At 61.0% G+C, this 11,199-nt stretch carries 13 protein-coding genes and 1 pseudogene; 13 read left to right on the top strand and 1 reads right to left on the bottom strand.

Translation table 11 applies throughout. From position 1 onward, the window contains the following. From EN738_RS07620 to EN738_RS07590, 7 genes and pseudogenes are all read left to right on the top strand, one after another. Nucleotides 1-273 (top strand): annotated as a pseudogene (locus tag EN738_RS07620) (P-type conjugative transfer protein TrbJ); the annotation flags it as partial. Nucleotides 274-283: 10 nt separating this feature from the next. Beyond that, nucleotides 284-610, top strand: a complete 327-nt coding sequence (gene trbK-alt, locus EN738_RS07615) for a putative entry exclusion protein TrbK-alt (RefSeq protein WP_127283177.1) — start codon at nt 284-286, stop codon at nt 608-610. Nucleotides 611-612: 2 nt separating this feature from the next. Then, entirely contained in the window at nt 613-1,989 is a 1,377-nt protein-coding gene (trbL, locus tag EN738_RS07610; protein WP_127283172.1) for a P-type conjugative transfer protein TrbL, read from the top strand. A 3-nt stretch (nt 1,990-1,992) separates the two neighbouring features. After that, nucleotides 1,993-2,682 carry a conjugal transfer protein TrbF gene (trbF, locus tag EN738_RS07605; RefSeq protein WP_127283171.1) on the top strand — a complete coding sequence of 230 codons (690 nt, stop codon included), beginning with the start codon at nt 1,993-1,995 and terminating at the stop codon, nt 2,680-2,682. After that, nucleotides 2,679-3,710: a P-type conjugative transfer protein TrbG gene (trbG, locus tag EN738_RS07600; RefSeq protein ID WP_127283170.1), complete on the top strand. Its 1,032-nt coding sequence runs from the start codon at nt 2,679-2,681 to the stop codon at nt 3,708-3,710. The genes trbF and trbG overlap by 4 nt, the downstream gene beginning before the upstream one ends. Beyond that, the gene (locus tag EN738_RS07595) at nt 3,707-4,849 is read left to right on the top strand and encodes a TrbI/VirB10 family protein (RefSeq protein ID WP_127283176.1); all 1,143 of its coding nucleotides are present in this window, start codon (nt 3,707-3,709) and stop codon (nt 4,847-4,849) included. The genes trbG and EN738_RS07595 overlap by 4 nt, the downstream gene beginning before the upstream one ends. 1 nt (nt 4,850) lies before the next feature. Beyond that, nucleotides 4,851-5,075, top strand: a complete 225-nt coding sequence (locus EN738_RS07590) for a DUF2274 domain-containing protein (protein ID WP_127283169.1) — start codon at nt 4,851-4,853, stop codon at nt 5,073-5,075. Between the two features lie 10 nt (nt 5,076-5,085). On the opposite strand, the gene EN738_RS07585 is transcribed toward EN738_RS07590, so the two are convergent. After that, on the bottom strand, nt 5,086-6,051 hold the full coding sequence (locus EN738_RS07585; protein WP_127283168.1) for a LysR family transcriptional regulator: 966 nt from the start codon (nt 6,049-6,051) through the stop codon (nt 5,086-5,088). A 225-nt stretch (nt 6,052-6,276) separates the two neighbouring features. Between EN738_RS07585 and EN738_RS07580 the strand changes: the two genes are divergently transcribed. The 6 genes from EN738_RS07580 (at nt 6,277) to EN738_RS07555 (ending at nt 11,120) form a co-directional block, all read left to right on the top strand. Next, the gene (locus tag EN738_RS07580) at nt 6,277-6,495 is read left to right on the top strand and encodes a helix-turn-helix transcriptional regulator (protein ID WP_127283167.1); all 219 of its coding nucleotides are present in this window, start codon (nt 6,277-6,279) and stop codon (nt 6,493-6,495) included. Between the two features lie 354 nt (nt 6,496-6,849). Beyond that, the gene (locus tag EN738_RS07575) at nt 6,850-7,509 is read left to right on the top strand and encodes an ABC transporter permease subunit (protein WP_127283166.1); all 660 of its coding nucleotides are present in this window, start codon (nt 6,850-6,852) and stop codon (nt 7,507-7,509) included. 12 nt (nt 7,510-7,521) lie between these two features. Continuing rightward, on the top strand, nt 7,522-8,271 hold the full coding sequence (locus EN738_RS07570; protein WP_127283165.1) for an ABC transporter permease subunit: 750 nt from the start codon (nt 7,522-7,524) through the stop codon (nt 8,269-8,271). Between the two features lie 59 nt (nt 8,272-8,330). Then, nucleotides 8,331-9,173: a transporter substrate-binding domain-containing protein gene (locus EN738_RS07565; protein ID WP_189605777.1), complete on the top strand. Its 843-nt coding sequence runs from the start codon at nt 8,331-8,333 to the stop codon at nt 9,171-9,173. 79 nt (nt 9,174-9,252) lie between these two features. Further along, entirely contained in the window at nt 9,253-10,506 is a 1,254-nt protein-coding gene (locus EN738_RS07560; protein WP_127283163.1) for a CapA family protein, read from the top strand. Then, on the top strand, nt 10,461-11,120 hold the full coding sequence (locus EN738_RS07555) for a helix-turn-helix transcriptional regulator (RefSeq protein WP_127283162.1): 660 nt from the start codon (nt 10,461-10,463) through the stop codon (nt 11,118-11,120). Before EN738_RS07560 ends, EN738_RS07555 begins: the two co-directional genes overlap by 46 nt. Nucleotides 11,121-11,199: the final 79 nt, after the last annotated feature.

Below are 11,199 nucleotides of genomic sequence, written 5' to 3'. Positions count from 1 at the left end.
GACACCAATCGCACGCAGATGTCGGGGCTTGTCGGCGCCAGCCAATCAGCGACCGGCGCGCTGCAGGCGACGCAAGCCGGCAACCAGCTCCTCGCGCTGCAGGCCCAGCAGCTCGCGGACCTCACCGCCGTTGTCGCCGCCAACGGTCGCGCCCAGGCGTTGACCGAAGCCGAACGTGCCGCCGCCGCCGACCAGGGCCGCGAGCAGCGCCGTCGCTTCCTCACTCCCGGCTCCGGCTACCAGGCCGGCAATGCTGCAATGTTCAATCGCTGAGGTTCTGAACGTGGATGGCAAGTCACTCGCCCGCGTCGTCGCTGTCATCTTCGTCGCGGTCGCCGTTACGGCGACCGCGCTCGAGATGACCCGCAAGGAGGAAAGGCCGCACGATGCTGCTCCTCAGTTGCCTGCCGCTTTGGCGCCGACCCCGCCCCCCGAGGGTCTGCGCCGCTGCCAGATATTGGGTGAGGTCGCTTTGCGTGACAGCGGTTGCTTGCGCTTGTGGGCCGAACAGCGCGACCGGTTCCTCGGGTCCAAATCGCCGTTTGCGACCTCCGCTTCCGGGCCGGTCAGCGCGCCGCCGAAAGATGCGACCTCGCCGGAGGCGCGATAGGCATGGGCAACACCGGCGTCATCGACCAATTCCTCGCCACCTTCACCCGCTACATAGACAGTGGGTTCGGCCTGCTTGGTGGCGAAGTTGCCTTCGTAGCCACCACGCTGATCGTCATTGACGTGACGCTCGCCGCCCTCTTCTGGAGTTGGGGTGCCGATGACGACATTCTCGCGCGGCTGGTCAAGAAGACGCTGTTTGTTGGTGTCTTCGCCTACCTGATTTCCAACTGGAACGATCTCGCCCGGATCGTCTTCGAAAGCTTTTCCGGGCTTGGCCTGAAGGCGAGCGGCACCGGGTTTTCGGTCCAGGACCTGCTTCGTCCAGGCAAGGTCGCGCAAACTGGACTTGATGCGGGGCGACCCCTGCTTGAGGCGATCTCAGGGTTGATGGGCTACGTGTCCTTCTTCGAGAATTTCATCCAGATCGCCTGCCTGCTCTTCGCCTGGGCGCTCGTCCTGCTCGCCTTCTTCATCCTGGCCGTGCAGCTCTTCGTCACCCTGGTCGAGTTCAAGCTGTCGACGCTGGCCGGCTTCGTTCTCATCCCCTTCGGTCTCTTCGGCAAGACAGCCTTCATGGCCGAACGCGTGCTTGGCAACGTCATCTCATCGGGCATCAAGGTGCTTGTGCTTGCCGTCGTCATCGGCATCGGCTCGACGCTGTTTGGCGAGTTCACCCAGGGCTTCGGCGGCGAGAACCCAACAATCGACCAGGCGATGGCGATCGTGCTGGCGGCGCTGTCACTGCTTGGGCTCGGTATCTTCGGTCCCGGCATTGCCAACGGTCTTGTCTCCGGCGGACCGCAGCTTGGGGCGGGAGCGGCCGTTGGAACAGGTCTCGGGGCAGGCGGCATGGCGCTCGTCGCCGGCGGAATTGCTGGTATCGCGATGCGCGGCGGAAGTTCGGCGTTGTCTGCAGCGCCATTGGCGGCACGGAGCGGTTCATCTCTCGCAGGCGGTGCGTCTGCCGCCTATACTCTCGGTTCCGCCGGCCAGACTGGCGCCGCGGGCATCGCCTCCGGGCTGGGCGGAGTTGCAGGCGCTGGCGTGTCCGCTGCTGTCTCGCCGCTCAAGCGCGCCGCCGCGCGCGCCAGCCAATCCATGAAGTCGAGCTTCGCTTCCGGGGTCAATTCGGCCGTCGAGGCCACCGGTGGCTCATCGACCCTGGGGACCGTCGGAGGCGGGGTCGGTGCAGCTAGCGATCTGTCGTTCGGCCGCGATGGCCAGGCGGGCAGAGTGGCCAACGGCCCGCCGGACTGGGCCAAACGTTTGCAGCGATCGCAGCAACTCTCTCATGGCGTCCAGACCACAGCGCATGCCGTGCGTGCCGGCGAAGCCCACGGCAGCGGCACATCGATTTCTCTCTCCGAAGGCAAATGACCAATGAACATTTTTCGACGACCCGCCGTCCACTATGGCAAATCAGCTCAACCGGAGACGCCCTATCAGAAGGCGTCGCAGATTTGGGACGAGCGCATCGGCTCTGCGCGCGTGCAAGCCAGGAACTGGCGGTACATGGCCTTCGGGTCGCTGATCCTCTCGGCTGGCCTCGCCTGCTCGGTCGTGTGGATGTCAGCGCGGGGATCGGTGGTGCCGTGGGTGGTCCAGGTCGATGCGCTCGGACAGGGGCAAACGGTCGCGCCGGCGACTGCCGACTACAAGCCAACCGACCCGCAAATCGCCTGGCACCTCGCCCGCTTCGTCGAGCAGGTCCGATCGATCCCGGCCGACCCGATCATCGTGCGCCAGGATTGGCTGCGCGCCTACGAGTGGACGACCGACCAAGGTGCAGCGGCGCTCAATGATTATGCCCGCGCAAACGACCCCTTTTCCAAAGTCGGCAAGCAGCAGGTGGCGGTCGAGGTCTCTTCGGTCATCCGTGCCTCCGCGGATTCCTTCCGCGTCGCCTGGACCGAGCGTCGTTACGAAAGCGGTCAGTTGTCCACCACGGAGCACTGGACCGCGATCCTCACAATCGTGGTCCAGCCGCCGCATGACACCGAACGGCTTCGGGTGAACCCGCTCGGCATCTACGTCAACGCCATCAACTGGTCGCGGGAGATGAGCCAATGAGCCTCGCTGGATCTGTACTCGCCTCGGCCCTCCTTTCGGGGTTGGTACTCACCAGCTGTGCCAAGCTCCAGAGACCGCCGCAGATTGGCTATGATTCCTACGTGCCGCCGCTGCCACCCGCCCCGCCAGGACCCGCCGAACAGAAACCCAAGCCGCCACACATTCCGCCGGGCTGGACACCAACGATGGGAGGGGCGGCTGGCGATACACCGACCGCGCGCGTCGAGAACGCCAACGCGGCCGCGCGCGTCCAGCCGCGACGCGAGGGATACTACAACGCCATCCAGATATATCCCTGGAGCGAAGGGGCTCTCTACCAGGTCTATGCCGCACCCGGGCAGATAACAGACATCGCTCTTGAGCCCGGCGAGAACCTGACTGGCAGCGGCCCGATTGCGGCGGGAGACACCGCGCGCTGGATCATCGGCGATACCGAAAGCGGGTCGGGCCTAACCCGGCGCGTCCATGTGCTGGTGAAGCCCTCGCGCGCAGACATCACCACCAATCTCGTCGTCACCACCGACCGGCGAAGCTACATGATCGAGCTGCGGGCAGGCGAAAAGCCTTACATGCCGGCCGTGGCATGGGCCTACCCGGCGCAGCCAACCGATCGGCGGCAGGTTGTTCCCGCCACGCCGATGATCCCGGACACCGTCCAGCGCAACTACCGCTATGGTCTGACAGGTGACACGCCGCCGTGGAAGCCCGTCACCGTCTATGACGACGGCAGGCGCGTCTACGTCGAGTTCCCGCGCGGAATCGTACAGGGCGAGATGCCGCCGATCTTCGTCATCGGCCCGGACGGCGAAGCCCAGATCGTCAACAGTCGGGTCTTCCAAAACATTCTGATTGTCGACCGTCTCTTCGGCGCGGCCGAACTGCGTCTCGGCAGCGGCAAACGACAACAGACCGTGAGGATCGTCCGAACCGACGGGATCAAGAAGGATCGATTCCCTTGGATGCCGACCTCGAATTCAGCGTCGAAAGTCACCAATCCACCGAGGCAAAGGGGAGGGGAGCAGCCATGAACGAGAACGAAACGGCGGCCGCTCCCATGCGGCTTCGCGCCGAGCCGCCGCGAGTGACCCGGCTGTCGCGCAAGGTGCTCGCCGGCGTCGCCTTCATCACATCGCTCGGCATTGGCGGCGCACTGATATACGCCCTGCAGACGCGCGAGACAGACCCCCATGGCGAGGAACTCTTCTCGACTTCCAACCGGCAACCGGCTGATGGGCTGGCCAACCTGCCACGCGACTATACCGGCCCGATACTTGGGCCGCCGTTGCCCGGAGATCTCGGCCGTCCGATCCTCGACGCCCAGAACAAGGGGCAGCCCGTTGTCACGCCGGCTATCGCGACGCCCACTGTTGACGAGGCCGAACAACGACGGCGGGCGGAAGAAGAGGCGGCACGAACATCGCAGGTCTTCTTCCAGACCGGGGCTGCCGCCGACGCAACGACGGAACATCAGACAAATATCGCCACGCAGGATCTCGCCGGTCTGGCTCCTGCCGGACAAACGCAGCAGGACCGCCAACTTGCCTTCCTGAGTGGAGCCGCCGACCGCAACACCGTCGCGCCCGAACGCGTCGTGCCACCGGCTTCACCTTATGTGCTTCAGGCAGGAGCCGTGATCCCGGCTGCCCTCGTAACCGGTATCCGTTCGGACCTGCCCGGTCAAATCACCGCCCAGGTGACGCAGAACGTTTACGACAGCCCGACAGGGCGCTCGCTTCTGATCCCCCAAGGCACCAGAGTGATCGGCCAATACGACAGCGGCGTGGGGTTCGGGCAAAAACGTGTGCTGCTTGTCTGGAACAGGCTGATTTTCCCGGACGGCCGTTCGATTGTTTTGGAGCGTCAGCCTGGCGCGGACGGTCAGGGCTATGCAGGCCTCGAGGATGGCGTCGACTATCACTGGCGCGAGTTGTTCAAGGCGGCAGCACTTTCCACCATCCTCAGCGTCGGGGCGGAGGCCGGCTCGTCTGGCCAGGAGAGCGATATCGTGCGCGCCTTGCGCAGCGGCGCTTCCGACAGCGTCAGCCAGGTTGGCCAGCAGATCGTCCAGCGCCAGCTCCAGATAGCGCCGACGCTCGACATTCGCCCGGGTTTTCCCGTGCGCGTTATCGTCACCCGCGATCTTGTGCTCCAACCATACGGAGGCTGAAATGGCCGAGCTGAAACTCGGCCCCATCGCCGAGGACAAACCTGTCAAAGTCACAATCGAGCTTCCGGCGCCGCTGCATCGCGACCTGATCCGATATGCCGAAATTCTCGGACGCGAAACGGGGCAATCCTCCACCGATCCCCTGCGCTTGATCGTGCCCATGCTCAAGCGTTTCATCGCGACGGATCGCGGTTTCGCGAAGGCAAAGCATGAGCGGAAGGGTTAGTCCGGAGCCGTTAGGAGGAACGGTCAGCAGCGCGGGCAGTGGCGTGTATCGGGAGAACGGTAGGTCCGCTTTCCGCCGCCGGTTGAAAGGCGGACAGGATTGCCTCGAGAGAGACTTCCAACACGTTGGAGAAGACCCTGCCTTTTTGCCAGACCGCAACGTAGTGATAGAGGGCGGAGGGCTCCACCGGCTTTGCCTCCAGCTCGAACGCTGCATATTCGCGGGCGATGATTTCGTTGGTGATGGAAACGCCGAGACCGGCCGAGACGAAGCCGACTTCGTAGCCATTGCAATCGTATTCCACCAGTATGTCTGGCTCGACCCCAGCGAAGCGCAACGCGTTGAAATTCATTTGATGCGACGCAAACTGGGGGTCGATGTCGACGATCTGTTCCCCCTCCAGGTCGTGTGCCTCGACACATGATTTTTTCGAGAAACGGTGCTTGGAGTGGAAGATGCACACGTTGCGTGCCGACCCGATTGGCGCCCATTCAAACAGCCGGGGATCCAAGGGCAACCTCGAGATTCCAAGATCTGCCCGCCCCGACAGGATATGCTCACCCACCTGCTCGTAGTTTCCCGAAATTGACCGGACACTTGAAGCCGTCTTCGATCGGATAGTCGCTACGACCTTCGGCAACGTCACGAAACCGAAAACGGCGGGTGCGGCAATTGCGATCCGCTGCTTCTCGTCGTTCTTGATCGCGAAGATCGACGCTTCCAGGCGGTCCATGGAAGTCAGGGCCAATTCCACGTTGCGCAGGAGCTCCCAGGCTTTCCTCGACGGAATGATGCGGTTGGTCGATCTTTCAAAGAGAGCGATGCCGAGGGCGGCCTCGAGCTGCTTCACGTGCTGGCTGACCGCAGGTTGGCTTATCCCGAGCGCAGCAGCTGCCTGTCTCGTCGATCCGGTCCGCAACACCTGACGAAAGACCTGCAGTTGTCGGAGCTTCAAGCCGCTTTGCAGCAACTCCATTTTGCGCCCTTTTCTCGAGAGCCCTTCACCGGTCGCGAGGCGATTGAGTTGGCCGATGAGGGTGTGGAGACCACGCACACAACCCTGAAAATGAAACCGACGCGATCTCTGGGCCGACTTCGTTCTCCGGTTCATGCCGCCTACACGCTGAGATCTCTCTCAGATCAATGATTTACATATTATAGTTGATAAACTCAAAGTATGTAAATCGCGATCTTCGTGCGCATGGATATGCGCAAATTGGTCGGCCGGAACTTCGCCCGCCTGCGTCGAGAGAAAGGCCTGACCCAGGAAGAGGTGGAAGCGCGTTCCGGCTTCAGTCAGCAATATCTCAGCGGCCTGGAACGTGGCCGAAGGAATCCGACCGTAATCACGCTTTATGAACTGGCCCAAGCCCTGGGTGTCGGCCACGTTGAATTGGTCGAGCCTGACAACGAGCCCTAACCAAAGCTGGCTCGACTACAATAGGTATCTTTCCGCCGCGGCAGGGGCGGTTAGCGGAATTCCTTGAGGCGAGGGCGCTGAGGTCGATCCAGCACGCGCTCCTATGCCAATTCCATCGCTCCTAACTTTTCAGAGCGTCGAGAGAGGAGCTGCCCGTATAATCATTTGTTATAGGCATAATTCTGAAAATTATAGATTGAATGAATAGGTTAGCTCGGTAATTTAGGGTCAATCCTGCAAAACCGTTGCAGAATATCCCTTAGTAGATTTTGCAAATCTTAGGCTATCGGCCAGAGGTGTGTCGCGGCAAGACGTGGCATACATTGCGAAATTGCGAATTGATGGAAGAGTCTCATGGGCGGATTTTCTGCTCAATTTGCTGCGGCTTTCATGGTTACCGTCGGCCTTGCTCTTGTTAGTGGGTTCCTAGGCACCGTATTCGGCCTGCTGTTGGCTATCTCGAAAGGCACGTCTGCAGCCCGTTTCAGAAGTGTCGTGACGGCTTACACGACCGTGGTTCGCGGTGTTCCAGAGCTCCTCATAATCCTTCTCATCTATTTCGGTGGAACCACCTTCGCCAGCAAGGTCGCTGGCAGGTATGTCGAGGTGAACGCTTTCACCGCTGGGGTCATCGCGCTGACTGTTGTCTTCAGTGGCTATGCGACCGAAGTCTTCCGCGGTGCGATTGCGGCGGTGCCAGCGGGGCAGACCGAAGCAGCGAAGTCGCTTGGCCTGAATTCCTGGCAGCGGTGGTTGTTCATCGTGGGTCCACAAATGCTAAGGCTGGCGCTGCCCGCCTATGGCAATCTTTGGATATCGCTCTTTAAGGACACGGCGCTGGTCTCTGTCGTGGGCCTGACCGACATCATGCGCGTTGCCTATGTCGGCGCCGGATCCTTGCGCGCGCCGTTGACCTTCTACCTTGCAGCATCCTCGTTCTATCTCTCCCTGACGACGATCACCTTGCTGTCGATCCGGTTGGCGGAGCGGCGCTATCCCGCGTTCAGTCGATAGGAAGGTGTCGACATGAACCTCGGCCTGATGTTCGACGCCTTGCTGGTATTGCCCTCAGGCATCGGTCTCACCTTGACCCTGACAGGCCTGTCGCTGACTGCTGGATTTCTTCTGTCGGTGCCACTGGCGTTCGCCCGCGCGTTTGGACGACCGAGCCTCTCATTCGCGGTGCTGGCCTACACCTATGTAATCCGCGGTACGCCGATGCTGGTTCAGCTCTTCCTGCTCTATTATGGTTTGAGCCAGATCGAGGCTGTGCGCGCCAGCGTCTTCTGGGTGATCCTTAAAGACCCTCTCTGGTGCGCCCTGTTCACATTTTCGCTAAACAGCGCGGCGCACACGACCGAAATCCTGTGCCGCGGTCTCCAGTCCGTGCCGACCGGTATCGTTGAGGCCGCCAAGGCGCTTGGGCTGAAACGCCTGCAGATCGCCCGCCTTGTCACCTTTCCGATCGCTTTCCGGATTTCGCTTCCCGCTTACGGAAACGAGGTCGTGGGGATGATCAAGGGCTCGTCGCTGGCAAGCACGGTAACGCTGCTTGAGATAACCGGCATGGCGAGACAGATGGTGTCGGCCACCTTCGCGCCCTACGAGATATTCATCGTCGCAGGAGCAATCTATCTCGTGCTCACGACTCTCGCGGTGAAAGCCACCCAGTTCCTGGAACGGCGGCTTTCGACCGAGGGCACTCCAAAGCACAGACGCAAAGCGCGGCCCTGTCCGGGCTTGCCTGATCACGAGATCACGACACTCGTGCCGTGACGCCGCAGCCCTACGGCTGCTTTCCCACCCAAACCAGAAGAAAGTGGTACTCTATGCGCATGTCCCTGGCTATTACCATTTCTGTTGCTTCCTTGCTCGCCGCCTTGCCCACACGTGCCGAAAGCGAGCGAACGATATCGATCGCCACCGAAGGGGCGTCGCCGCCCTGGGACGGGACAGGCGCGGATGGCAAGCTTTACGGCTACGATGTCGATGTCGGTCTCGAGTTGTGCAATCGCATCAAAATCAAATGCACCTTCGTGGCGCAGGATTGGGACGGGATCATTCCCGCGTTGCTGGTCGGGAAATACGACGTCATCATGTCGGGAATGGCGATCACGGAGAAGCGCAAGCAGCAGATCGCATTCTCCAGCCCCTACGCCAGCGGCTACAACCAGTTCGTCGTGCGCAAAGAGCTCGGGCTCGATACCGGCGACACCAAAGCGAAAGTCAATCTTTCCAAGGCTGGAGACAAAGAGAAGGCAACCATCGACCAGCTCAGATCGACCCTCAGCGGCAAAACGATTGGTGTCCTTCGTTCATCGAACTCCGAGGCTGTTGTGAAGCAACTCCTCGGCGATGTCGTGACCATTCGCAGCTATGACAGTCTCGACAATTTGAAGCTCGACCTTACCGCGGGGCGCGTCGATGGCGGCCTCGCCGACTATTTCACATGGCGCGATTTCCTGGAGGCGCCCGGTGGGTCGGTTGCGGTGTTTTTCGGACCGGAGCTGAATGGTGGTCTCTGGGGTCCGGGTGTTGGCGCTGGCATGCGCAAAGACGACACCGAACTGCTCACCAAGTTCAATGCGGCGCTCGAAGCTGCCACTAAGGATGGCACCATCAAGGCGTTGAGTCTGAAGTGGTTCAAGACGGACATTTCTCCGGCCCTGCCAAAATAGCCCGGCGATCGGCGGCGACTCCAATGTGGTGCTGACCGAACGTCGGCGCCCGACCCTTCACGACTGTGAGGCGAGTTCCATGAAAGACCCATTTTGCGCGGTCGTAACCGGCCAGTCATTGATCACGCATGACATCCGCCATGTTCAAGACGAACAGTTCGCGGCGGTTGTACGCTTCTTACAGCAAGGTGATGTCGTCTTCACCAATTTCGAATCGACGATCCTCGGCAAGCATGGTGGTTGGCCGACCAAAGGCAGGTACTTCGGCTATTCCAGGGCCGAAGTGCTGGATGCATTGCAGGATATAGGTTTCAACGCGCTTGCCCTGGCGAACAACCACGCATTCGATCTCGGTGCTTCCGGCGTTCTCGCCACACTGGAGGAGGTCGAAGCGCGCGGCTTCCTGCATGCTGGGGTTGGCATCGACGAGACCCATGCCGCGAAACTCGGCCATCGCCATCTGGGCGCCCGCCAGGTTTCCCTTCTTGCGATAGACGCAGGCCCAGGCCCGGCCAACATGTACGCCGAGAACGGCACCGCTTCCCGTCCGGCTCGGCCTGGCGTCAACCGGCTGAAAACCGTTCGAAAGATTGGGGTGCCGGACGGGCACTTCCGAAGGCTGGCAAGGCTTGGCGATCAGTTGCAAAGCTCGCACCTTGAACTCACCAACTACGCGCAACCGGAAGATCCGCCGGAGCTAACGAGAGGGAAGGAGCTGAATTTCTACGGAACCGTGTTCACGCAGGCTGCCGATTTCAGCCGCTTGATCGAGATCGATCAGCAGAGCGCGAATATTCATTTCTCGGCGATCCGGCAGGCGGCTGCGCAACGCGATTTTGTGATCGCGTATCTGCACCACCACCATTGGGAACCGGGTTGGCAGGACGTGCCGCGCTGGGTGCAAACCTTTGCCCGCACATGCATCGAGGCTGGCGCAGGCCTCTTCGTCAGCCACGGCGCCCCGGTTCTTCAGGCGGTGGAAATCTACAACGGCTCGCCCATCTTCTACGGTCTCGGAAATTTCCTGTTTCACGTCCATCCGGACGAGGGCGAATGGGATCCTCCGGAGGTCTGGCAGAGCATTGTCGCGGCTTGCCGCTATGATGCGAATGGAACGCTCGAAGGCATAGACCTTCTGCCGGTCGTGATCGGCGAGGTAAATGAACGCACGGGAGCCGAAACGGGAAAATTGGTTCCCGTCCCCGCCGCCGGACACGTGGCGCGAAATATTCTTGAAGGTTTCGCAAGCCGCTCGCGTGCCTTCGGTACCGGGATCGAAATATCTGGATGCTCAGGCAGGATAGTCCCGCCGCTTGTGCGCAAATTCGGCTGACGCCCTCCACAAAGGACGAGGTTCCGACTGCGACGGATTTTTTATCCAATGACCTGTTGGAGTTTCGAAAGTTGTTGTTGAAACAGAAACGCTCTAGCGAGTCCCTGGCGGCGCAAAAGCCAAAGGCCGGGCGTGACCCTCACCCGGCCGATGTGCATGTCGGCAGACAGATCGCAATGGTTCGCGTGCAGTCGGACGTATCACAGGCTCAGCTCGCCCGATCGATAGGCATCACCTTTCAACAGCTCCAAAAATACGAGAACGCAAGGAACCGGGTGAGCGCGTCCATGATCTACGAGATTGGCAGGTCGCTAGGCGTCCCCGTCAGCCGTTTTTTCGAAGGCCTCCCGGAGAATGCTAAGAGCGGCCATGAGGCTTCACGTCTACGAACCGATGAGCGCATTGGCTTCATTGCCAGCGCAGAAGGTCGACGCCTGATCGAGCGCCTTGTTCGACTTCCTCCGCGAGTGCGTGCCCGCGTGTTTGCCCTTATCGCCGCAATCGGGGAAGAATTGACCGTCCCTCAATGCAATGAGATCGGGCAGACGGACGGCGAACTGGTGCCGGCTAAACGCAAGATGGTTCGACCGCAGGTTTGGGCACGGTTCGACTAAGCCGACCGTGCGTTTTGCTCCTTCATTCGGCTAAATAGTCGCTTCGGAAGCGTCTGGAAAACAGACACTTCGTCTGCCG

Origin of the sequence: Mesorhizobium sp. M4B.F.Ca.ET.017.02.2.1 (assembly GCF_003998955.1) — a bacterium.
Taxonomy (GTDB): domain Bacteria; phylum Pseudomonadota; class Alphaproteobacteria; order Rhizobiales; family Rhizobiaceae; genus Mesorhizobium; species Mesorhizobium abyssinicae.
This window is presented reverse-complemented; position numbering and strand designations above follow the sequence as displayed.

What these genes read in the sequence shown, in the direction of transcription:
- trbG (WP_127283170.1), top strand. Translation starts at nt 2,679, where the DNA reads ATGAGCCTCGCTGGATCTGTACTCGCCTCGGCCCTCCTTTCGGGGTTG.
- EN738_RS07570 (WP_127283165.1), top strand. Translation starts at nt 7,522, where the DNA reads ATGAACCTCGGCCTGATGTTCGACGCCTTGCTGGTATTGCCCTCAGGC.
- EN738_RS07575 (WP_127283166.1), top strand. Translation starts at nt 6,850, where the DNA reads ATGGGCGGATTTTCTGCTCAATTTGCTGCGGCTTTCATGGTTACCGTC.
- EN738_RS07595 (WP_127283176.1), top strand. Translation starts at nt 3,707, where the DNA reads ATGAACGAGAACGAAACGGCGGCCGCTCCCATGCGGCTTCGCGCCGAG.
- trbL (WP_127283172.1), top strand. Translation starts at nt 613, where the DNA reads ATGGGCAACACCGGCGTCATCGACCAATTCCTCGCCACCTTCACCCGC.
- EN738_RS07560 (WP_127283163.1), top strand. Translation starts at nt 9,253, where the DNA reads ATGAAAGACCCATTTTGCGCGGTCGTAACCGGCCAGTCATTGATCACG.
- EN738_RS07585 (WP_127283168.1), bottom strand. Translation starts at nt 6,051, where the DNA reads ATGGAGTTGCTGCAAAGCGGCTTGAAGCTCCGACAACTGCAGGTCTTT.
- EN738_RS07565 (WP_189605777.1), top strand. Translation starts at nt 8,331, where the DNA reads ATGTCCCTGGCTATTACCATTTCTGTTGCTTCCTTGCTCGCCGCCTTG.
- EN738_RS07580 (WP_127283167.1), top strand. Translation starts at nt 6,277, where the DNA reads ATGGATATGCGCAAATTGGTCGGCCGGAACTTCGCCCGCCTGCGTCGA.
- EN738_RS07590 (WP_127283169.1), top strand. Translation starts at nt 4,851, where the DNA reads ATGGCCGAGCTGAAACTCGGCCCCATCGCCGAGGACAAACCTGTCAAA.
- trbF (WP_127283171.1), top strand. Translation starts at nt 1,993, where the DNA reads ATGAACATTTTTCGACGACCCGCCGTCCACTATGGCAAATCAGCTCAA.
- EN738_RS07555 (WP_127283162.1), top strand. Translation starts at nt 10,461, where the DNA reads ATGCTCAGGCAGGATAGTCCCGCCGCTTGTGCGCAAATTCGGCTGACG.